At 65.1% G+C, this 21,779-nt stretch carries 17 protein-coding genes and 1 tRNA gene; 9 read left to right on the forward strand and 9 right to left on the reverse strand.

Features of this window, described 5'->3' with window-relative positions; genetic code table 11:
• Nucleotides 1–95 precede the first annotated feature (95 nt).
• On the forward strand, nt 96–863 hold the full coding sequence (locus MUG78_RS06060; RefSeq protein WP_246993173.1) for a rhomboid family intramembrane serine protease: 768 nt from the start codon (nt 96–98) through the stop codon (nt 861–863).
• 23 nt (nt 864–886) lie between these two features.
• On the opposite strand, the gene MUG78_RS06065 is transcribed toward MUG78_RS06060, so the two are convergent.
• On the reverse strand, nt 887–1,357 hold the full coding sequence (locus MUG78_RS06065; protein ID WP_246993176.1) for a PH domain-containing protein: 471 nt from the start codon (nt 1,355–1,357) through the stop codon (nt 887–889).
• A gap of 114 nt (nt 1,358–1,471) precedes the next feature.
• Nucleotides 1,472–1,768, reverse strand: a complete 297-nt coding sequence (gene crgA, locus MUG78_RS06070) for a cell division protein CrgA (RefSeq protein WP_246993186.1) — start codon at nt 1,766–1,768, stop codon at nt 1,472–1,474.
• A gap of 54 nt (nt 1,769–1,822) precedes the next feature.
• Between crgA and MUG78_RS06075 the strand changes: the two genes are divergently transcribed.
• Nucleotides 1,823–2,467, forward strand: coding sequence for an aminodeoxychorismate/anthranilate synthase component II (locus tag MUG78_RS06075; RefSeq protein ID WP_246993188.1), 645 nt, complete (start codon nt 1,823–1,825; stop codon nt 2,465–2,467).
• Between the two features lie 15 nt (nt 2,468–2,482).
• Here MUG78_RS06075 and pknB read toward each other — a convergent pair whose 3' ends face one another.
• The 7 genes from pknB to MUG78_RS06110 all read right to left on the reverse strand — a co-directional run bounded on the left by pknB (nt 2,483) and on the right by MUG78_RS06110 (nt 12,007).
• Nucleotides 2,483–4,390: a Stk1 family PASTA domain-containing Ser/Thr kinase gene (gene pknB, locus MUG78_RS06080; protein WP_246993189.1), complete on the reverse strand. Its 1,908-nt coding sequence runs from the start codon at nt 4,388–4,390 to the stop codon at nt 2,483–2,485.
• Nucleotides 4,391–5,713 carry a serine/threonine-protein kinase gene (locus MUG78_RS06085; protein ID WP_246993191.1) on the reverse strand — a complete coding sequence of 441 codons (1,323 nt, stop codon included), beginning with the start codon at nt 5,711–5,713 and terminating at the stop codon, nt 4,391–4,393.
• A complete protein-coding gene (locus MUG78_RS06090) occupies nt 5,713–7,200 on the reverse strand; it encodes a penicillin-binding transpeptidase domain-containing protein (protein ID WP_246993193.1) in 1,488 nt (495 codons plus the stop codon). Before MUG78_RS06090 ends, MUG78_RS06085 begins: the two co-directional genes overlap by 1 nt.
• Nucleotides 7,197–8,612: an FtsW/RodA/SpoVE family cell cycle protein gene (locus MUG78_RS06095; RefSeq protein ID WP_246993195.1), complete on the reverse strand. Its 1,416-nt coding sequence runs from the start codon at nt 8,610–8,612 to the stop codon at nt 7,197–7,199. Before MUG78_RS06095 ends, MUG78_RS06090 begins: the two co-directional genes overlap by 4 nt.
• A complete protein-coding gene (locus MUG78_RS06100) occupies nt 8,609–10,048 on the reverse strand; it encodes a PP2C family protein-serine/threonine phosphatase (protein WP_246993198.1) in 1,440 nt (479 codons plus the stop codon). Before MUG78_RS06100 ends, MUG78_RS06095 begins: the two co-directional genes overlap by 4 nt.
• The gene (locus tag MUG78_RS06105; protein ID WP_246993200.1) at nt 10,045–10,506 is read right to left on the reverse strand and encodes an FHA domain-containing protein FhaB/FipA; all 462 of its coding nucleotides are present in this window, start codon (nt 10,504–10,506) and stop codon (nt 10,045–10,047) included. The genes MUG78_RS06100 and MUG78_RS06105 overlap by 4 nt, the downstream gene beginning before the upstream one ends.
• A 121-nt stretch (nt 10,507–10,627) precedes the next feature.
• On the reverse strand, nt 10,628–12,007 hold the full coding sequence (locus MUG78_RS06110; RefSeq protein WP_246993202.1) for an FHA domain-containing protein: 1,380 nt from the start codon (nt 12,005–12,007) through the stop codon (nt 10,628–10,630).
• A 258-nt stretch (nt 12,008–12,265) separates the two neighbouring features.
• Here MUG78_RS06110 and MUG78_RS06115 point away from each other — a divergent pair.
• The 7 genes from MUG78_RS06115 (at nt 12,266) to MUG78_RS06145 (ending at nt 21,656) form a co-directional block, all read left to right on the forward strand.
• Nucleotides 12,266–12,351, forward strand: a tRNA-Leu gene (locus MUG78_RS06115).
• Nucleotides 12,352–12,705: 354 nt separating this feature from the next.
• Nucleotides 12,706–15,069, forward strand: coding sequence for a type I restriction-modification system subunit M (locus MUG78_RS06120; protein ID WP_246993203.1), 2,364 nt, complete (start codon nt 12,706–12,708; stop codon nt 15,067–15,069).
• Nucleotides 15,069–16,169, forward strand: coding sequence for a restriction endonuclease subunit S (locus MUG78_RS06125; protein ID WP_246993206.1), 1,101 nt, complete (start codon nt 15,069–15,071; stop codon nt 16,167–16,169). Before MUG78_RS06120 ends, MUG78_RS06125 begins: the two co-directional genes overlap by 1 nt.
• Nucleotides 16,166–16,891 carry a TIGR02391 family protein gene (locus MUG78_RS06130; protein ID WP_246993208.1) on the forward strand — a complete coding sequence of 242 codons (726 nt, stop codon included), beginning with the start codon at nt 16,166–16,168 and terminating at the stop codon, nt 16,889–16,891. The genes MUG78_RS06125 and MUG78_RS06130 overlap by 4 nt, the downstream gene beginning before the upstream one ends.
• A complete protein-coding gene (locus MUG78_RS06135) occupies nt 16,888–17,832 on the forward strand; it encodes a GIY-YIG nuclease family protein (RefSeq protein WP_246993210.1) in 945 nt (314 codons plus the stop codon). Before MUG78_RS06130 ends, MUG78_RS06135 begins: the two co-directional genes overlap by 4 nt.
• Nucleotides 17,825–20,950 (forward strand): type I restriction endonuclease subunit R, encoded by a 3,126-nt coding sequence (locus tag MUG78_RS06140; protein ID WP_246993212.1) that lies wholly within the window; start codon nt 17,825–17,827, stop codon nt 20,948–20,950. Before MUG78_RS06135 ends, MUG78_RS06140 begins: the two co-directional genes overlap by 8 nt.
• Nucleotides 20,937–21,656 carry a M48 family metallopeptidase gene (locus tag MUG78_RS06145; protein ID WP_246993214.1) on the forward strand — a complete coding sequence of 240 codons (720 nt, stop codon included), beginning with the start codon at nt 20,937–20,939 and terminating at the stop codon, nt 21,654–21,656. Before MUG78_RS06140 ends, MUG78_RS06145 begins: the two co-directional genes overlap by 14 nt.
• Nucleotides 21,657–21,779 lie beyond the last annotated feature (123 nt).

Genomic DNA, 21,779 nt, shown 5'->3' on the forward strand with positions numbered 1-21,779 from the left:
AGCAGTATTGCTATAGGCATCCCGACCGCCCCACCGCGCTCTCGTGTACGCGGTGCGGGCGGTCGGCTTGTCCGGAGTGTCTACGGCCCGCCCCGGTGGGCCAGCATTGCGTCGACTGCATCGCCGAGGAGGCGGGTTCAGCCCGCGTCGGCACGGCCAGCCCGGTGGAGACCGAAGACCGCCGCACGGCGACGCCGTACGTCACCTACGCGCTGATCGGCATCAACCTGGTGCTGTTCCTCGCCTGCTTGGTGCAGGCCGGCGGCACTGATCTGACCCAGTCGATGATCATGGCCGACGGCATGCTGCCGACCGGCTTCTACCTCGACTACCAGTACTGGCGTCTGCTGACCTCGGGTTTCCTGCATTGGTCGGTGACCCACGTCCTGGTCAACATGGTGTCGCTGTACATCATCGGCCGCGACCTGGAACGCCTCTTCGGCCCGGCCCGGTATCTGACGATCTACCTCACCAGTCTGGTCGGCGGTAGCGCCGCGGTGCTCGCCCTGCAGCACGAGCCGAGCCTCGCCGCAGGCGCCTCCGGCGCGGTCTACGGCTTGATGGGCGCCCTGCTGGTGGTGGTCGTCCGCATGAAGCTGCCGACCACCTCGCTGTTGGTGGTGATCGGCTTGAACGTCGTCATCTCGTGGAGCCTCCCGGGCATCTCGCTGTGGGCGCACCTGGGCGGTCTGCTGTTCGGTGCGCTCGGCGCGCTCTCGGTGGTGTGGCTGCCCGCGGTGGCGCTGAAACCCGCGCAACGCACGGCGGCGAAGGTGAATCAGGTCGGCTGGCTCGGCCTCGCCGGCCTTTTCGTGATCGCGCTCGGCGCCGGAATCGGTCTGGTGACCGCGCTCAGCGTGTGACCGGCCCGGCATAAACCGCCGGATCAGTCGAGATCTGGCTCCTGCGCGGCAGCGTCGCCGCGGGTTCGATCTTTCACGACGAAACCCGCGGCGACCAGTTCCTCGGCCACCGCCGCCGGATTGACGCCGAGATCCCACTGCCCGAACACCATCAGGCGATGCTCGGTGGTCTCCACCAGCAGCTGGCGTGCGCGAAAGGCGAGGCGTCGGGTCGCGAGCAGTTCGATGGACTCGATGTCGTCGGGCCCCAGGTCGAACCGACCGCGGAGCGTGCCCACGGTCAGCAGCGGTCCGGCCGCCAACGACAACCGCGGTCGACGCAGCAGTGCCGCCGCTCCGGACGCGATCACCACGGCGGCGGCGATCGCGAAGAGGATCATCGCCGCGCCCTCGGTGTACGACGCGGCCGCGGCGACCGCGAAGGCGGCACCGACACCGATCAACGCGACGCCGGCGGGGATCGGCGTCGCCCAATGCTGCACAGGCTTGTTCACAGAGTTATCCACAGGAGTTACCCACATGGGGATAAGTTACGCACATGTGATTTCCACACTGTGGATGAATTACACACATGTCATTCACTCTCGCTGTGACGATATTTCCGCAGGTCAGCGCCATCCCATGGTCATCAACAGGCCGACGACACCCAGACCGAAGCCGATCAGCAGGTTCCACGAGCCCAGATTGAACATCCAGTGGAGGATCTGGCCTTCCTTGCCGAGCGCGCTGGTGGCGCTGGAGGCGGCCAAGTAGTACACAAGCAGCCAGGCGAGGCCGGCGAGCATGAATCCGAACATGACGGTCTGGTACAGGACACCCGAGGGGCCCGCCTTGACCTTCACCGGCGTGCGGCTCGCCGTGTTGATCGTGTAGTCGGTCTTCTTCCGCACCTTTGACTTAGGCATACTCCTACGGTAACCCAGCGGACCCGACCAGCGGGAACCCGCTAACCTTGCACCGTGCGCATTCTCGTCATCGACAACTACGACAGCTTCGTCTACAACCTGGTGCAATACCTCGGCCAGCTTGGGGTCGACGCCGACGTCTGGCGCAACGACGACGACCGGTTGACTGACCTCGACGCCGTCGTCGCCGAGTACGACGGGATCCTGCTCTCCCCGGGACCGGGCACGCCGCAGCGTGCGGGCGCGACCATGCCGATTATTCCGATCGCAGCCGCCGCCGGAACTCCGCTGTTGGGCGTGTGCCTGGGGCATCAGGCGATCGGGGCGGCCTTCGGGGCCACCGTCGACCGCGCACCGGAACTGTTGCACGGCAAGACGTCGCTGGTGACCCACAATGGCGAGGGAGTCCTGGCCGGACTGTCGGATCCGTTCGTCGCCACCCGGTACCACTCGCTGACGGTGCTTCCGGAGACCATTCCGGACGAGCTGACCGTGACCGGCCGCACCGAGACCGGCATCGTGATGGCCATGCGCCACCGCGACCTGCCGATTCACGGGGTGCAGTTCCACCCGGAGAGCGTGCTCACCGAAGGCGGGCACCGGATGCTGGCGAACTGGCTGCGGGTCTGCGGGCTGGACGTGCCGGAGGGGACGATCGCCGCCCTCGAGGCAGAGGTCGCCGGAGCCCTCGGCAATTAGCGCCAGGGAGGCGGTCTAGCCGGGGAGCAGGCTGGATCGTCCGATCACCACGGAGACGGAGTCTTCCTTCTTCATCGGGGTGCCGGCGGCCGGCGACTGCGAGATCACCTTGCCGTCGTTGGCGGATCCGAGGCCGACGGGTCGTTGCGTCGCGGTCAGCGTGCCGTCGCGCCAGCCCGCTGCGGTGAGGGCGCTCTTGGCCTGCTCGACGGTTTTGCCGCGCAGGTCGGGCACCACGAACTGGTTGCCGCGCGAGATGGTCACCTGCACCACGCTGCCGACATCCACGGTCTGCCCGGTGTTCGGCGAGCTGGAGACCACCTGTCCGGCGGGGCGCTCCGAGTCGCCGGCTACGGCGACCATCTCCAGGCCCATCTGCTCCAGCGTGGTCCGGGCCTGAGCCTCGGTCTGGCCGGTGAGGTCCGGTACCGAGACCTCCTTGGGGCCGGTGCCGATGAAGACGACGACGGTGCTGTTGACCGCGACCGAGCTGCCGGTGGCTGGGGTGGTTCGGACCACCTTGCCCTTGAGTGCGGCGGTCGAGTCGGTCTCCTGCGTCTTCACCTCGGTGAAGCCCTGCTTGCGCAGCGTGTCGGTGGCTTCCTTGGCGCTCTTGCGCCGCAGGTCGGGAATGGTGCGCCGTTCGGGACCGGAGGAGATGTACAGCGTCACCTCCGAGCCCTTGCGGGTGGGCACGGAGTTGCCGGGTGCCGTCCGGGTGGCCTTGCCTTCGGCCACCTCCAGGCTGGCCTCCTTCAGCGTTTTGACGCGGAAGCCTGCCTGTTCCAGGTTCTCTTCCGCGGCGTCGGCCGCGAGCCCGGTGACTCCGGGCACCGCGATCTGCTCGCCCGAGCTGTTCCACGGGGACCAGGCGAACAGCCCGATGCCGAGCACCAGCACCAGCATCAGGGCGATGGCCGCCTTCGCGCCGCGACGACGGTGCAGGGGCAGCGCGCCGTCGTACTCGGTGGCGCGGGCGTGGCGAGCATCGGCGCGCCGACGACCGCTGACCGGTGCGACGGCCCGGGTGGGCTCGTCGAGCAGGTCGTCGGCGTCGTCGAGGAGCATCGGCGCGAGCGGCTTGCCGCCGGCCAGCACCCGGATCAGGTCGGACCGGAACTCGGCGGAGGTCTGGTAGCGGTTCGCCGGGTTCTTGCTCATGGCCTTCATGACCACGGAGTCCAGTTCCGGTGCGACGTCCGGGTTCACCTGCGACGGCCGTCGAGGATCCTCGTGAACGTGCTGGTGGGCGACGGCGATCGGCGAGTCGCCGGTGAACGGAGGTTCACCGGTGATCAGTTCGAACAGCACGCAGCCCATCGAGTAGATGTCGCTGCGCGGATCCACCTTGATGCCGCGCGCCTGCTCGGGCGAGAGGTACTGCGCGGTGCCCATCACCGCGGACGTCTGGGTCATCGTGGCCGACGTGTCGTCCATCGCGCGGGCGATGCCGAAGTCCATGACCTTCACGGCGCCGTGATGGTCGATCATCACGTTGGCCGGCTTCATGTCGCGGTGCACGATCCCGGCGCGGTGCGAGAAGTCCATCGCCGCGGCGACGTCGGCCATCCAGGTCATCGCCTGGCGGGCGGCGATCGGACCGTTGGCGCGCAGGATGTCGCGCAGCGTCTCGCCGTCGACGTACTCCATCACGATGAACGGCAGTGGACCCTCGGGGGTGTCGGCCTCCCCGGTGTCGAAGACCTGGACGATCGTCGGATGGTTCAGCTTCGCCGCGTTCTGCGCCTCGCGTCGGAAACGCAGGTAGAACATCGGGTCGCGGGCGAGATCCGGTCGCAGGATCTTGATCGCGACGTCCCGGTGCAGGAGCAGGTCCCGGGCGAACTGGACCTCGGACATGCCGCCGAAGCCCAGCGTCTCACCGAGCTGGTAGCGATCGGAGAGCAGTTCTTCCGGATCCATCTATCGACCGCCGATACCGGGGATCTGCGGGATCCAGTCGGGAAGCTGATTGGGCGGCGTGGTGGTCTCCGGCGGTGCGGTCGGCTCCGGTTCCTCGCTGGTGGGAGTATCCGAGGGCTCGTCCGGTTCCGACGTCTCGGTGGTCGGCGTGGGGCTCTGCGTGGTGGTGCGCGTGAGCGTCGTCGTCCGGTCCGGAACGGTGGTCTCGGTCTGGGTGGAGACCGACGGGGTGGTGTTCTCCCGGTTCGACGACCCCGACGAATCCACCAGCCAGTATCCGATCAAGCCGATCGCGGCCAGCAGCAGCAGACCGGCGACGGCGGCCAGCACCTTGTGCCCGGTGCTCCAACTGTCGTCGACGATCGGCGCCGGCGACGTCGCGGGCGGCCGAGGCGGCGTGGAGGTCGGGGCGGCGACCGGGGCGGTCGCGACACGCGTCGGCGGACGGGTGCCCGCGGCGACACCGCCGCGCGGCACCGGCGGACGCTGACCGCTGCGGACCACGGCGACGGCCTCCGCGAACTCGCCACCGGTCGCATAGCGCTGCTGCGGGTCCTTGGCCAGGGTGATCGCGATCAGCTCGCGGACCGGCGCCGGGACGGTGTCCGGCAGCGGGGGCGGCGGGTCCTGGATGTGTTTCATCGCCACGGTGAGCGGACCGTCGCCGACGAACGGGCGTTGTCCGGTCAGCGCTTCGTAGCCCACCACGCCGAGCGAGTAGACGTCGGACGCGGCGGTCGCTTCGCCGCCGGTGGCCTGCTCGGGGGAGATGTACTGGGCAGTGCCCATCACCATGCCGGTCTGGGTGACCGGTGCGGCGTCGACCGCCTTGGCGATGCCGAAGTCGGTGATCTTGACCTGCCCGGTGGGCGTGATCAGGATGTTGCCCGGCTTCACGTCGCGGTGCACCAGGCCCTGGATGTGTGCGGCCTGCAGCGCCCAGCCGGTCTGCTCCAGCATGTCCAGGGTGTGCGCCAGCGACAGCGTGCCCATGCGGGTGATCACCGAGTTCAGCGGTTCGCCGTCGACCAGTTCCATCACCAGGTACGCGAGCGGATCACCGCCGTTGCGGTCCGGGGTCTCGCCGTAGTCGAAGACGTTGGCGATGCCGGGGTCGTTCAAGCGCGCGGTGGTCTGCGCCTCGGTGCGGAACCGGGCCAGGAAGGTCGGATCGTTCGAGTACTCGGCCTTGAGGACCTTGACCGCCACGTGTCGTCCCAGGCGGGTGTCGAGGGCCTCCCACACCTGGCCCATGCCGCCGGTGGCGATCAGTCGGACCAATCGGTACCGGTCGGCGATGATGGTGCCGTTCTGCAGGCTCATCAGTTACCTCCCGTATAAGCATTCAACACTGCGCGTCCAATCGGCGCGGCAATCACGCCGCCATAGGATTCGGCTCCCTGGTTTCCGTTCTCCACCACTACGGCGACGGCTATTCGGGAGTTCGAGCTGGGAGCGAAGGCGATGTACCAGGCGTACGCGCTTCCGCTTCGGTTCGGATCGGTGGTTCCGGTCTTGGAGGCGATACCCGACTGCGACTGGTACGTCTGCTGTTCGGACTTCACCATCATCTCCGCGATGGAGTCGGCCTCTTCGGCGCTGATCGGTCGATTGACCGACGACGGCGTGGTGGTCGAGACCGTCCGCAGATCGGCCGTCTGCAGCTTGTCCACCAGGTACGGCCGCATCCGGATGCCGCCGTTGGCCACCGTCGCGGCGATCACCGCGTTCTGCAGGGCCGTGACGCGGACGCTGCGCTCGCCGATGGACGACTGCGCGAGGGCGGCCTTGTCGTCGCCGAGATCGCCGACGGTGGAACTGGCGACGTGCATCGGGATGCCCGGCGGGTTCTCGCCGACCCCGAACTTCTTCGCGGTGCCGATGAAGGCGTCGAACGGATTGCCGGGCAGCTTCTCGGTCACCAACTGCGCGAACGCGGTATTGCACGAGTATTCGAAGGCCTGGGTGAGGCTCACCGTGCCGCCGGTGGAGCCCGGGCAGGCCTCGCCGTTGTTGTTCGGCAGGGAGGCGCTGGAGTCCGGGAGCGGGAAGGTGGGCGCGGCCGTCAGACGGGTGTTCGGCGAGAGTCCGGCGGCCAACCCGGTGGCGGTGGTCACCACCTTGAAGGTGGAGCCGGGCGGATACAGCTCGTCGATCGCGCGATTGGTCATCCGCGACGGCATGTCCTCGTCGGTCAGCTCGTTCCAGCTCCGCTCGGCTGCCGCGAAATCCTGTGTGGCCAGGGAGTTCGGGTCGTAGCTGGGGGTGGAGACCATCGCCAGGATCTTGCCGGTGGCCGGCTCCAGGGCGACGACGGCACCGCGGCACACACCGTCGCATTGGCCGCTGCGCAGCGCGTCGAAGGCCGTCGTCTGCAGGCGCGGGTCGATGGTGGTCACGACGTTGCCGCCGCGCGGATCGCGGCCGGAGAACATGTCGGCGAAGCGTTGGGTGAACAGGCGGTCGTCGCTGCCGCTGAGGAACGGACCCTCGGCGGCCTCCAGGCCGCGGTCGGCGCCGTAGCGCAGCGAGTAGAAACCGGTGACCGGCGCGAATGCGTTCGGGTTGGTCGGGTACTGCCGCTGGTACTTGAAGCGATTGCCGCTGGGCACCGATCGCGCGAGCACCGTGCCGTCGGCGGCGACGATCATGCCGCGCTGCCGGGAGTACTCGTCGAACAGGACGCGGAGGTTCCGGGGATCGTTGCGGAGGGCGTCGGCCCGAAACACCTGGACGTAGGTGGCGTTGCCGAGCAACAGCACGATGATGACGATCACCGCGATCGACACCCGTTGAATGGGACGGTTCACTTGCGCACCACCTGGGTGGGCAGCGCGGTGACCGGCGCCTTGGGGCGTGCCTTGGGCACGTCGGGTTCGCGGGCGGCGTTGGAGATCCGGATCAGCAGGGCCAACAGGATGTAGTTGGCCAGCAGCGACGAGCCGCCGTACGACAGGAATGGCGAGGTGAGGCCGGTCAGCGGGATCAGCTTGGAGACGCCGCCGAAGACCACGAACAGCTGCACGATGATGGTCACCGACAGGCCGGCGGCCAGGAGCTTGCCGAAACTGTCGCGGACGCTGATCGCGGTGCGCAGGCCGCGCATCACGAAGATGAAGTACAGCATGAAGATCGCGCCGAGACCGACGAGACCGAGTTCCTCACCGAACGCGCTCATGATGAAGTCCGTGTTGGCGAAGGGCACCATGTTGGGACGACCCGAACCCAGTCCGGTCCCGAAGAGACCACCGGTGGCCAGCCCGAACAGGCTCATCGCCACCTGGTTTCCGGTGTTGTAGAAGTCCGCGAACGGGTCCAGCCACACCTGGATGCGGACCTGGAGGTGGCTGAACAGCTGGTACGCCACGATCGCGCCGACTGCGAACAGTCCGACGCCGAGCATCAGCCAACTGACGCGCTCGGTGGCGATGTACAGCATGGTCAGCACGGTCGCGAAGATCAGCAGCGAGGTGCCCAGGTCGGTTTCGAAGACGAGGACGCCGAGCGCGATGATCCAGGCGGCCAGCAGCGGTCCCATGTCGCGGGCGCGCGGGAAGTCGATGCCGAGGAACCGGCGGCCCGCATTGGTGAACAGGTCGCGGCGGGACACCAGGAACGCGGCGGTGAAGATGATGATCAGGATCTTGGAGAACTCACCGGGCTGAATGTTGAACAGCGGGGTCTTGATCCAGATCTTGGCGCCGTTGATCGACGACCCGGGCAGGATCGCGGGCAAGGCGAGGAAGATCAGGCCGGCCAGACCCAGGGTGTAGGCGTAGCGGGCCAGCGTGCGGTGATCGCGCAGCAGGATCAGGGTGGCGGCGAAGGCCAGGATGCCCACCGCCGCCCACAGCAGCTGCTGGTCGGCGTTGTAGGTGCGCTCGGTGGCTTCCATCAGCTCGTCGGTGCGGGCCGTGCCCAGGTCGAGGCGATGGATCATGACCAGGCCCATGCCGTTGAGCGCGGCCACCGCGGGCAGGAGAGTGGGATCGGCGTACGGGGCGAACCGTCGGATCACCAGGTGGGCGACGGCGAACAGCGCGGCGTAGGCCCCGACGTACTTCGCGAGGGCCCAGGAGATCTCCTGCGCCTGCGCGGCTTCCACGATCAGCAGCGCGACCGTCACCAGCACCAGGGCACACAGCAGCAGCACCAGTTCGGTGGTGCGGCTGCGATCGGCCGGTGCCGCGGCGGGCGCGTGCGGAGCGGGAGTATCGGTCACCGGGGCTCCCGGCAGGTCTTGCGACCTTCGTCGTCGACGGTCGGGGCGGCCGGGCTGGACTCCGGCGCACTGGTCGCGCTCGAGGTGGGGCGCTCGGAGGTGCGCGGGTTCGGTTCCGGCGAGGTGTCGTTGGGGTCCGGGACGGGCGTCGGGCTCACGCACAGCGGCAGGAACTCGAGCGTGCGCACCGTCTCGTGGATCTCGGCCCGCGGCTGATTCTTGATGCTGATGGTCTCGACGGTGGTCTGGCCGACGCCGGTGAGGTCGGCGACGCGCATGGGGTCGCAGACCGTCGCCGAATCGACGTCGACGAAGGTGACGTCGGGCTTGTCCTGATCGAGGTTGGTGACGCACACCTTCTCGGACGGCTCGTTGAAGTCGAGGAACAGGATGCCGCCGGGGGTGCCGCGGTGGATCACCACCGACGAGCCGTCGGCGGTGACGAAGTAGTTGGACAGGGCTTGCGCGCGCACCACGAAGAACGCGGTGATCAGGGCGCCCACCACGAGAAGCGTGCCGATCAGCAGCAGGGCCGGTCGCCACGGGCGGTGTCGGTCGGCGGTCGGCGGTTCGTCGTTGATCGTCGGACGCTGCGTGGGCGTGGGCGGCGGCCGGAGCGCGGCGGCGCGCCCGGCGGCGGTCGACGGGTCCGGGGTGTAGCCGGCCTGATCGTCGCCGCTCGCGGCACCGCCGAGGATCGGTCGGGAGTCGCCGAACTCGTTGTCGACGACGTCGGCCAGCACCACGGTGACGTTGTCCGGGGCGCCGCTGCGGAGGGCGAGCTCGATGAGGCGGTTCGCGCATTGGGGGAGGTCGGCCACCGACGACAGGGTTTCGGCGAGCGTCTCGTCGCTCACCACGTCGGACAGACCGTCGCTGCACAGCAGGTAGCGGTCGCCGGCGCGGGCCTCGCGCATGGTGAGGGTCGGTTCCACCTCTTGGCCGGTGAGGGCCTTCATGATCAGCGATCGCTGCGGGTGCGTGTGCGCCTGCTCGGCCGTGATGCGGCCCTCGTCGACGAGGCTCTGGACAAAGGTGTCGTCGCGGGTGATCTGCGTGAGGACGCCGTCGCGCAGCAGATAGCCGCGGGAGTCGCCGACGTGGCACAGGCCGATCTTGGTGCCGGCGAACAGGATGGCGGTGAGGGTGGTGCCCATGCCGTCGAGTTCGGGGTTGCGTGCCACCTGCGCGGCGATCGCTTCGTTGCCGTGCCGGGTCGCGGCGTCGAGCGCCTCGAGGAGGTTGCCGCCGGGCTCGTCGTCGTCGAGGGTGCGCAGGGCCTGGATCACCAGCTGGCTGGCGACCTCGCCGGCCGCGTGACCGCCCATGCCGTCGGCCAGCGCCAGCAGACGGGCGCCGGCGTAGGCGGAGTCTTCGTTGTTGGACCGGACCAGGCCGCGGTCGCTTTGCGCGATATAGCGCAGGCCGAGGGTCACGACCGGAGCTCGATCACGGTCTTGCCGATCCGAATAGGCGTGTTCAGGGGGGCTCGCACGGCGGTGGTCACCTTTCCGCGGTCGAGGAAGGTGCCGTTGGTGGACCCGAGGTCCTCCACGTACCAGTCGTCGCCGCGCTTGGAGAGTCGTGCATGGCGTTCCGAGGCGTAGTCGTCGGACAGCACCAGGGTGGAGTCGTCGGCCCGACCGATCAGGACCGGCTGGTCGCCGAGCGTGATGCGGGTGTTGGCGAGGGCGCCGGCGGTCACCACCAGGTAGCGGGCGCTACCGCGGCCGGAGGCGCGACGTCGTTCGCGGAAGCCGCCGCCGCCCGACGGACGACGCTGCCCCGCGGCCGACGACAGATCGTTGCGCATCGAGCGGATGATCGCGTACACGAAGAGCCACAACAGGATCAGGAACCCGAAACGGGTGAATTGAAGGACGATTCCCTGCATTTCGCGTTTCACCTCCCGTGAAATCTGTGCTGCCGGGGGTTCCGGCGGCATGCACCAACGCTTCGATGCAGTACGCGGCCGGGGCGTCGAATGGCCCCGACCGCATTCTATGGGCTGCTGACTACTGGAAGCGGACCGTGATGTCGGAGTGGCCCAGGCGGATCTGGTCGTTGTCGGCCAGGTTCCAGTCGCTGACCGGGTGGCCGTTGACAGTGGTGCCGTTGGTGGAGTTCAGATCCTTGAGCATGGCGTTCTGGCCGTCCCACCGCACCTCGACGTGGCGGCGCGAGACGCCGGTGTCCGGGAGTCGGAATTGCGCGTCCTGGCCGCGGCCGATCACATTGGAGCCGGGGCGCAGAGCGTAGGTGCGGTTGCTGCCGTCCTCGAGGACCAGCGTGATGGTGGCCGGCGCCTGACCGCCGCCCGCGGCGGGCTGGCCGTAGCCGGGCTGCGCGTAAGCGGTCTGCTCGTACGCGGGCTGACCGTACTGGTCGTAGCCGGGCTGCTGGTCGTACTGGGGCTGCTGCTGGTCGTAGCCGCCCTGCTGCTGGTCATAGCCGGGCTGGGCGTAGGCCTGCTGGTCGTAGCCCTGCTGCTGGCCGTAGCCCTGGTCGTACTGCGGCTGCTGCGCGTAGCCCTGGTCGTAGCCGGCCTGCTGCTGGTCGTAACCGGGCTGCTGTGCGTAGCCCTGGTCGTAGCCCTGCTGCTGGTCGTATTGGGGCTGCTGGCCGTAGCCCTGGTCGTAGCCGCCCTGCTGCTGGTCGTAGCCCTGCGGCTGACCGTAGGCCGGCTGCTGGCCGTAGCCCTGCTGCTGGTCGTAACCGGGTTGCTGACCGTATGCCGGCTGCTGGCCGTAGCCCTGGTCGTAACCCTGCTGCTGCGGCTGACCGTACTGGTCGTAGCCCTGCTGCCCGTAGCCCTGATCTCCGGCGGGCTGACCGTACTGGGGCTGCTGTCCGTAACCCTGACCCTGCTGGTCGTACTGCTGCTGGTCGTAGCCGCCCTGCTGGCCGTAGCCCGGGTACTGGCCGTCGTTGCCGGGTGGGTTGGTCATTTCGGGAGCTCCTCGGTTCGGGCTTTCGGATGGTAGGGCCGGTTCAGGCCGCGGCGGGACCGGACGGGGGCGCACATCGGGATCGATGACCCCGCGCGTGCGGAACTGACCGGTATGGAGCGCGTCCACTTGATCGAACTCTACGACGACGGGGCCGTAAGTCTGCCACCCATTGTCACGGATGAAGTCTTCGAGGTGGCGAGAAAAGATCTTCCGGTTCAGTTCGTACTCGTCACCGACATGGTCCAGATCGGAGGAGCTGAGGGTCACGACGTAGCTGTTGGCCACCAGCGATGCACCGTCGCCGAGATCCTCGGCGGAGGCCTCGGCTTCGCGTTGCAGACTGTTCTCGATCTCCTGCGGAGCCACTTGACCGCCGAAGACCCGCGCGAAGCCGCCGTCGACGGCGGACTCGAGCTTGCGCTCGAATCGGTCGAGAAGACCCACGAGTGCTCCTTCCAGTCGGTCGTCAGCGTGTCCACGTGCTCGTGTTAAGGGTCAATGCTACCGGGATCAAGCTCCGACGTGCTTCTTGCGGCCTCTCAGGCGCACCGCTGGTCACTCTCGTATCGGGCTGCGGTTTCTGCGCCGCCTCACATCGTTGCTGGTCAGCGCCTGGAGCTGTCGCCGATTTTCGCTTGGGCGCTCCGCCGTGTAATCTCGGTCAAGTCGTAAGCAAGACAACGTCGAGCGAGCGACAGCCACGGGCGAGTGGCGGAATGGCAGACGCGCTGGCTTCAGGTGCCAGTGTCCTTAGGGACGTGGGGGTTCAAGTCCCCCTTCGCCCACCATGAGTGGTTCAGGATGAATCACATCAAGAGGTCAGATTGCAGAAATGCAGTCTGACCTCTTTGTTTTCGACATGCCTTCATGGCTCACTGCACAAGTGTGTAGTCAGGGGGACTCTTCGCATCGAAGTCCCCTGACGACGGCCCGTTGCCTCCGGAACGTCGCAGGGTGGTGGCATGCTCTGACTACGTGCCGACCGTTGGCCGGCGGGTAGAGATGTGCGCTGTCGATTGGTGGGAGATGTTTCCGGCTGATCAGGTGCCGTGGACTGAAAGTGCGGTCGAAGACCTGTGGCGTTAAAGAAGTCGGACCTGTATTCGTCGTTGTGGGCGAGCTGTGACCAGTTGCGCGGCGGTATGGATGCCAGTCAGTACAAGGACTACATCCTGACGCTGCTGTTCGTGAAGTACGTGTCCGACAAGGCCAAGACCGACGTGAACAGCCTCATCGAGGTTCCCGCGGGGGGCTCGTTCGACGACATGCTCGCCGCCAAGGGCGACAAGGAGATCGGCGACCGCTTCAACAAGATCATCGCGCGCCTGGCCGAAGCGAACGATCTGCGCAACGTGATCGACCAGGCTGACTTCAACGATGCAGAAAAGCTCGGCAAGGGCAAGGAGATGCAGGACCGCCTCTCCAAACTCGTCACCATCTTCAACGACCTGGACTTCCGCGGGTCACGTGCGGAGGGCGACGACCTGCTCGGCGACGCCTACGAGTACCTGATGCGCCACTTCGCCACCGAGTCGGGGAAATCCAAGGGGCAGTTCTACACGCCCGCCGAGGTCTCGCGCATCCTCGCCAAGGTCGTCGGCATCGGTCCGGCCACCAGTCAGGACCAGACCGTCTATGACCCAGCGTGTGGCTCCGGTTCGCTGCTCCTCAAAGCCGCCGATGAGGCGCCGCGCGGTATGACGATTTACGGCCAGGAAAAAGACAACGCGACCTGGGCGCTGGCCAGGATGAACATGATCCTGCACGGCAACGAGATCGCCGACATCGCCAAGGGCGACACCATCACCAGCCCGCAGTTCACCCGGGGCGATCAACTGCGGACGTTCGACTACATCGTCATGAACCCGCCGTTCTCGGTGAAGTCCTGGAACAACGGCCTCGAGAACGACTACGGCCGCTTCGAGTACGGCCGGCCGCCCGAGAAGAACGGTGACTACGCCTTCCTGCTGCACGCGCTCACCTCACTGAAAAGCACCGGCAAGGCAGCGATCATCCTGCCGCACGGTGTCTTGTTCCGCGGCAACGCTGAGGCCGCCATCCGCACCCGCCTGCTCAAGCAGGGCTTCATCAAGGGCATCATCGGCCTACCGGCAAACCTGTTCTACGGCACCGGCATTCCGGCCTGCATCGTGATCCTCGACAAAGAGAACGCCCAGGCTCGCACCGGCGTCTTCATGATCGACGCATCCAAGGGCTTCATGAAAGACGGCAACAAGAACCGCCTACGCAGCCAGGACATCCACAAAATCGTCGACACCTTCAACAAGCAGATCGAGATCGACCGCTACTCGCGCATGGTGCCCATGAGCGAAATCGCCGACGCCAAAAACGACTACAACCTCAACATCCCGCGCTACATCGACTCCTCCGACCCCGAAGACCTACAAGACCTCAGCGCCCACCTGCACGGCGGCATCCCCGACCGCGACCTCGACGCACTCCAGCACTACTGGGACGCGTTCCCACAGCTCCGCAGCCAGATCTTCGCGCCGAATCGCCCCGGCTACAGCGACCTCGCTATCGACGTCAGCACCGTGCAGCAAGCCATCTTCGACGCACCCGGCTTCCATAAGCTCCGCGATGAAGCGACCAGCATTGTCGAGGACTGGTTTGCCACGCACCGCGACACGCTGGCCGGCATCACAGCCGACACGAAGCCGAACGACCTCATCGCGACCATCAGCGACGACCTGCTGGTACGTTTCAAGCCGATGCCGCTGCTCGACGAGTACGACGTCTACGAGCAACTCATGACCTACTGGCACGACACGATGCACGACGACGTCTACCTGGTTATGGCCGACGGCTGGCTGAACGCCGCCAAGCCACGCAAGACCATCGAGGATAAGGAGCGCAAGCTCTCCGAGACGCCCGACCTCGTTGTCGGCTCCGGCCGTAGCGCCACCAAGTACAAGATGGACCTCATCCCGCCAGCACTGATCGTGGCGCGCTACTTCGCCGACGAACAGACCGCCATCGACAACCTCACCGCCGCGGCCGAAAAAGCCACCCGCACCGTCGAGGAGTACGTCGAAGAACACGCCGTCGAAGACGGACTACTTGCCGATGCCATGGACGACGACAAAATCACCAAAGCCCTCGTCACCGCACGACTGAAGGCAATCAAGACCGCCGGCGATCCCGACGAGATCAAGACACTACAGCACGCAACCAAGTTGTACAACACCGAAGCCGCCGCCAAGAAGGCAGTCAAGGAAGCCCAGGTGGAACTCGACCTCGCCACCCTCAAAAAGTACGGCGACCTGACCGAGGAAGACGTCAAGACGCTCGTACTCGACGACAAGTGGCGGACGACCGTCGTGCACCGCGTCTCGGACGAAGTCGAAGCACTGACGCTCGACCTGGTTGCGCGCATTCAGCAGCTCGGCGAACGATATGCCGAGACGGTTGGCGATCTTGATACTGAACTTGTGAACCTCGAAGCCAAGGTTGCGGGACATCTCGCCGCGATGGGAGTCGAGTGATGACTCTTGCACCGTGGCCCGAAGAAGAGATTCGGTCGTTTGCGTCAATCGGAACTGGAGCCAAAGACACCAAGGACCGCGTCACGAGCGGCAAGTATCCGTTCTTCGTCAGAAGTCAGAAAGTCGAGCGCATCAACTCCTGGTCGTTCGACGGTGAAGCTGTGCTGACGGCCGGCGATGGTGTCGGCACAGGCAAGGTCTTCCACTACATCGATGGCAAGTTCGACTACCACCAGAGGGTCTACCGAATCAGCGACTTCCGGTCTGACGTGTCGGGGCGGTACTTCTTCCACCAGTTCAGCCGGAACTTTCTTGCGCGGATCGAGTCGCTGACGGCCAAGTCATCGGTCGACTCCGTTCGCATGGAAACGATCGCCGGGATGCGGATCCCTCTGCCTGAGCGAGCTGAACAGGACCGCATCGTTCAAGCGGTTGACGACGTCGACGACCTGATCGCCACCCTCGAACGCCTCATCGCCAAGAAGCAGGCGATCAAGCAGGGCATGATGCAGCAGCTCCTGAGCGGCCGCGCGCGCCTTCCTGGGTTCGCCTCGCCGTGGAGCGAGTTGTCTCTCGGCAACGTCGCACGAATCAAGACCGGCTTCAGAAACAACCAAGACAAGCAGGCTGGCGGGAAGTATCCCTTCTTCGTCAGATCTGCAACCGTCGAGCGGATCGACTCGTACTCGTACGACTGCGAGGCCATCCTCGTTCCGGGCGAGGGCGGTATCGGGTCGATCTTCCATTACATCAACGGAAAGTTCGAAGTGCACCAGCGGGTGTACAAGATCAGCGACTTCGCGCCAAATGCGAGTGGTCGGTTCATCTACTACTTCATGCGCCAGTACTTCGGCGTGCACGCTATGGAAAACAGTGTCAAGGCGACCGTGGATTCCCTTCGGCTGCCTACCTTCAAGAACTTTCAGCTTCGGCTACCCTCTCGTGACGAGCAAGATGCCATTGTCTGCTTCCTAGACGATGCAGAGGCGGAAGTGGCTACGCTCAAATCCCGACTCGCGAAGGCTCGAGCAATTAAGGCTGGCATGATGCAGCAGCTCCTGACTGGCCGCACGCGTTTGCCGTTGGAGGCTGTGTCATGAATATCGAGTGGGCAATCGAGCAACTTGATGATTTTATCCAGGCCACCGCGGTGACCTACGTACCCTCTCCGCCAAGATCAATTGGATTCCATAGCTACAAAACAGCTGTCTCCGAGGACGAGATCGTCAAGCGCGCCCAAGTCGTAGAACAGATCCTTGATCGAGTCGTTCCAACTTGGCGAACTGACGTGCAAAAGAAGGACCGACAGAAGTGGTCAGTCCACTACGAAGCATCGATTCGAGCCCGCGAGGAGCTTGTTCGCGCCGAGGAAGTTCGGGAGAACCTCGGCGAGAACGCTCCGGAACTCTCTGCTGCCAAACTTCATCCGTGGATCTGGGAGGGCGCCAAGTCGCTCTGGCAGTCTGGCCACTACCGCGAAGCAGTCGGTGGCGCGATTCGGAAAGTAAATGCCGAGACGCAGAACAAGGTCGGTCGTCGTGACGTAAGTGAGACGAACCTGTTCAAGCAGGCGTTCTCGACGGACCAACCGAAGGCTGGTGTGGCCCGACTCCGACGCATGAAAGACGACGGTAGCGACACCTACAAGTCGGTGCAGCGTGGTGCCATGGCTCTCGCTGAGGGTGTGTTCGCGGGTATTCGTAACCCGCTCAGTCATGAGGTTGACCAGGAGCTCTCTGAGCAGGAGGCGCTGGAGTACCTCGCAGCCCTCAGTGTGCTGGCTCGCTGGGTTGATCAGTCTTGCGTGGAGGCTGCCTCGTGAGCGCCGGCAAATCGGTTCGCCTGTTCCTGGCTGATGGCACGCCGGGTGGTTTGCTGACGGCCGAGATCATGAACTGGACCGGTCATGTTGTGGCTGCTCCGCGTTCGGACCTTGCAGCACTCTTGAAGCGTCCTGAGGCGACTCGCACCGGCATCTACATCCTGCTCGGAGATGACCCAAACAGCCTCGGCGGGCAAATGGCCTATATCGGCGAAGGTGACGACGTCAGCAAGCGCCTGTATCAGCACGCTCGCTCGGAAGACCAGAACGGCAAAGACTTCTGGGATCGAGCCATCGTGCTGACCAGCAAAGACGCCAATTTGACCAAGGCGCACGCCCGCTATCTGGAAAGCCGATTCATCGAGCTCGCTCTGCAGGCTAGTCGAGCCCGGCTTACCAACGGCACCAAACCGCCGCCGATCGTCCTGCCTGAAGCTGACGTGTCGGACATGGAGTACTTCATCGAGCAAGCCAAGATCGTGCTTCCGGTGCTCGGGGTGAATCTCTTCCGATCTCCACAAACGACTTCGGTGGGATCGAGCTCCGAAGTTTCCGAAACCCGAACGGATTCGCCGCTGTTCGAGATGACACTGAAGAAGTTGGGCATCACCGCGACCGCTCAGGAGGTCGACGGCGAGTTCACGGTGTTCGAAGGCTCCAGTGCACGCCTGAAGTGGACCGGAGGAGAGAGTCACAGCTACACCAGTCTGCGGGCGAGGCTGGAGCACGACGGCACGCTCGTCCCGATACCCGACGGCTCGGCGATGCGCTTCACTCGCAACCATGTGTTTTCTAGTCCGAGTGCGGCGGCTACCATCGTCGCCGGCCGCGCCGCCAATGGCCGCAAGGACTGGCAGGTTCAGGGCACCCAGACAAGCTATGGGCAGTGGGAAACCGAAGGAGTCGAGGAGGCAATGAGACAGGAGGTGAGCAATGAGTGATGTAGGGCAGATTGAACGCAAAGCCCAAGAGCGCGTTGTAGCGCTTTTTCGCGACCATCTCGGCTATGAGTACCTCGGCAATTGGGAGTACCGCGAGCACAACTCCAACCTAGAGACCGAGCTGTTGACGCAGAATCTGCGTACCCGCGGCTACGACGACAACCTCATCAACCGTGCCCTCGATCAGCTTGACAAGGCTGCCTCGGTCGGTGCCGGCCACGACCTGTACGAGGCCAACCGCGACGTCTACGGGTTGCTGCGCTACGGCGTGAAGGTCAAGGCGGGCGTCGGTGAGCAGACCAAGACTGTCTGGCTGATCGACTGGAAGAACCCCGAGGCCAACCACTTCGCGGTCGTCGAGGAAGTCACGGTCGCGGGCCAGCACACCAAGCGCCCGGACATGGTGCTGTATGTCAACGGTCTTGCCCTGGCCACTCTGGAACTGAAGCGTTCGAAAGTCGCGGTCTCGGAAGGTATCCGGCAGACCATCGGCAATCAGAAGCCCGAGTTCATCCGGTCGTTCTTCTCAACCGTGCAGTTCGTCTTCGCGGGCAACGACGTCGAGGGGTTGCGCTACGGCGTCATCGACACGCCGGAGAAGTACTGGCTCGAGTGGAAGGAGGTTTCGACAGGCTCAACCGCCGCAGACGGTTCAACCGACGAGGAGAACATCGACGGCCCGCTCGATCGGGCACTGCTGCAGATGTGCAGCAAGCCGCGCCTGCTGGAACTGATCCACGACTTCATCGTCTTCGACGCGGGTGTGAAGAAGGGCCCGCGCCACAACCAGTACTTCGGCGTCAAAGCAGCGCAGGACCGCATCGCCCAGCGCGAGGGCGGCATCATCTGGCACACCCAGGGCTCGGGCAAGAGCCTGACGATGGTGTGGTTGGCGAAGTGGATCCGGGAAAACCAACCCGACGCTCGCGTGCTGCTGATCACCGACCGCACCGAACTCGACGAACAGATCGAAAAGGTCTTCAACGGGGTCAACGAGCAGATCTATCGCACCAGCAGCGGCGCCGACCTGATCAGCACCCTCAACGCCAGTGAAGAGTGGCTGATCTGCTCGCTGGTGCACAAGTTCCGTGCCGCCGACACCGACAACGAGGACGACGAGGCGACCGCCGAGTTCATCAAGGAACTGCACGCGCGGATCCCGAAGGACTTCAAGGCCAAGGGCAACATCTTCGTCTTCGTCGACGAAGCCCACCGCACCCAGTCGGGCAAGATGCACACCGCGATGAAGGCCCTGCTGCCCGAGGCGATGTTCATCGGCTTCACTGGCACCCCGCTGCTGAAGGCAGACAAAGCGACCAGCATGGAGACGTTCGGTTCGTTCATCCACACCTACAAGTTCGACGAGGCCGTCGCCGACGGCGTCGTGCTGGACCTGCGGTACGAGGCCCGCAACATCGATCAGCAGCTCGACTCGCCGCAGGCTGTGGACGAATGGTTCGACGCGAACACCCAGAACATGACCGACCTGTCCAAGGCGGAACTCAAGAAGCGGTGGGGCACCATGCAGAAGGTCCTGACCAGCAAGTCCCGGGCCGAGAAGATCGTCGCCGACATCCTTAAAGACATGGCCACGAAACCGCGGCTGGCCGATCGTCGCGGCAATGCGATGCTGGTCGGGTCGTCGATCTCCCAGGCGTGTAAGTTCTACGAGCTGTTCGTCGCGGCAGGGTTTGCTGGGCGTTGCGCGATCGTCACCAGCTACGTCCCGAGTCCGAGTGACATCGCGGAGGAAGACTCCGGTGCTGGGAAGACGGAGATGATCCGTCAGTACGAGACGTACCGGCGGATGTTGGCGGACTACTTCGACGAGCCCGCCGACAAGGCCGTCACCCGGGTCGAGGAGTTCGAACGCGACGTCAAACGCCAGTTCATCGAGAACCCGGGCCAGATGCAGTTGTTGATCGTGGTCGACAAGCTCCTGACCGGATTCGATGCGCCCAGCGCGACCTATCTGTACATCGACAAGAAGATGCGGGACCACGGTCTGTTCCAGGCCATCTGCCGGGTCAACCGCCTCGACGGCGATGACAAGGACTACGGCTACATCGTCGACTACCAAGACCTGTTCAACTCCCTCGAAACCGCCATCACCGACTACACCTCCGGGGCGCTCGAAGGCTACGAGAAGGAGGACATCGACGGCCTGCTCAGCGATCGGGTGACCCAGGCCCGCGAAGTCCTCGACGACGCGCTGGAAACAATCCGGGCGCTGGTGGAACCCGTCCTCCCGCCGAGGAACACGCTCCAATACCAGCAGTACTTCTGTGCGATGGAGCCCGGCAACGCCCAGCAGATCAAGGACAACGAACCCAAACGAGTCCAGCTGTACAAGGCCGTCGCGGCCGTGACCCGCGCCTACGGGAACCTCGCGAACGACATGACCGAGGCCGGCTACACCGCCACAGAAGCCGAGAAGATCAAGGCGGAGATCGCGCACTACGTGGACGTGCGGGCCGAAGTGAAACTCGGCGCCGGCGAGAACGTCGACTTCAAGCAGTACGAAGCCGGCATGCGATTCCTCCTGGACACCTACATTCAGGCCGGCGCCTCCCAGGTGGTGTCCGACTTCGCCGACACCGGACTCATCGAACTGATCACCCAGCTGGGAGAGGGTGCCATCGATCGGCTCCCACCTGGGATCAAGAACGACCCCGAAGCCGTGGCCGAGACGATCGCCAACAACATGCGCCGGATCATCGTCGACAAGCACGCGATGAACCCGAAGTACTACGACACGATGAGCGCACTGCTGGACGCCCTCATCGAGCAGCGCCGCCAGGAAGCACTCGACTACCAGGCATACCTCGCGAAACTACTCGAAGCAGCCAAGCAACTCGGCACCGGCGAGTCCCACGAGCAGTACCCGGACTGGGCGAGCAACGGCGCCCAGCGAGCACTGGTCGATTTCGGCTGGCCAGATCCGGCGATGGCAATCCAGGTCGACAACGCCGTGATGACCAGTAAGCCGCACGACTGGGTCGGCAACACGATGAAGGAGAAACGCGTCAAACGAGCGCTCCGTCAGATCCTGCCTACCGACTTCGACCGCCTCGACGAGCTCTTCGAGCTGGTGAAAGCACGGGATGAGTACCGCTAACGCGTATCTCACGGTCCGCGGTATAGAGGTCGACGTCGTCTACAAGGACATCAAGAACCTCCACATCACCGTGCACCCGCCGGCCGGGCGTGTTCGTGTCGCTGCGCCGACGAGGTTCGACGACGACCAAGTCCGCCTTGCTGTGGTCGGCCGGCTCGCGTGGATCAAGCGGCAGCGCGAACAGTTGCAGGCCGTGGAACGCCAGACCGAACGCGAGATGGTCACCGGAGAATCCCACTACGTGTGGGGGATCCGTCGCCGCCTCAAGATCGTTGAACGACCAGGGCGAGCGCACTTCGAGCTCAACGGCGACCGACTGGTCCTGTACGTCCCCGCCGGAACGTCGCAGGACAAGCGACTCGACCAGCTCGACAAGTGGTACCGCGCGCAGCTCCGCGAAGCGATCCCCGGACTCATTGCCGGCTGGGAACAGAAGCTCGACGTGACTGTCCCGAAGTGGACCATCAAGCGGATGAAAACCAAGTGGGGTTCGTGCAACCGCGAAACCCGGCACATCTGGTTGAACGTCGAGCTCGCCAAGAAGCACCCCGACTGCCTCGAGTACATCGTCGTCCACGAGATGACCCACTACTTCGAACGCAACCACGGCCCGACCTTCACCGCACTCATGGACGCCCATCTGCCCGACTGGCGCAGCCGACGCGATCAGCTCAACGACGCACCGCTCGCGGATGAGACCTGGTGACGGCGTAGGCGTGACGGCCCGCCCCTGCGACATGTGCGGTCGCACTGCCCCCGAAGTCCGACTCAGCAAAGAACACGTCCTACCTCGTTCACTCCGCGACACTGTCGCCGAGGCGACCGACCA

This window comes from Gordonia alkaliphila (assembly GCF_023017165.1).
Classification (GTDB): Bacteria; Actinomycetota; Actinomycetes; order Mycobacteriales; family Mycobacteriaceae; genus Gordonia; species Gordonia alkaliphila.

Bases quoted from the DNA above. Each gene is read 5' to 3' on its own strand.
- crgA (WP_246993186.1), bottom strand. From the start codon at position 1,768: ATGCCTAAGTCAAAGGTGCGGAAGAAGACCGACTACACGATCAACACG.
- pknB (WP_246993189.1), bottom strand. From the start codon at position 4,390: ATGGATCCGGAAGAACTGCTCTCCGATCGCTACCAGCTCGGTGAGACG.
- MUG78_RS06085 (WP_246993191.1), bottom strand. From the start codon at position 5,713: ATGAGCCTGCAGAACGGCACCATCATCGCCGACCGGTACCGATTGGTC.
- MUG78_RS06105 (WP_246993200.1), bottom strand. From the start codon at position 10,506: ATGCAGGGAATCGTCCTTCAATTCACCCGTTTCGGGTTCCTGATCCTG.
- MUG78_RS06120 (WP_246993203.1), top strand. From the start codon at position 12,706: ATGGATGCCAGTCAGTACAAGGACTACATCCTGACGCTGCTGTTCGTG.
- MUG78_RS06125 (WP_246993206.1), top strand. From the start codon at position 15,069: ATGACTCTTGCACCGTGGCCCGAAGAAGAGATTCGGTCGTTTGCGTCA.
- MUG78_RS06130 (WP_246993208.1), top strand. From the start codon at position 16,166: ATGAATATCGAGTGGGCAATCGAGCAACTTGATGATTTTATCCAGGCC.
- MUG78_RS06140 (WP_246993212.1), top strand. From the start codon at position 17,825: ATGAGTGATGTAGGGCAGATTGAACGCAAAGCCCAAGAGCGCGTTGTA.
- MUG78_RS06145 (WP_246993214.1), top strand. From the start codon at position 20,937: ATGAGTACCGCTAACGCGTATCTCACGGTCCGCGGTATAGAGGTCGAC.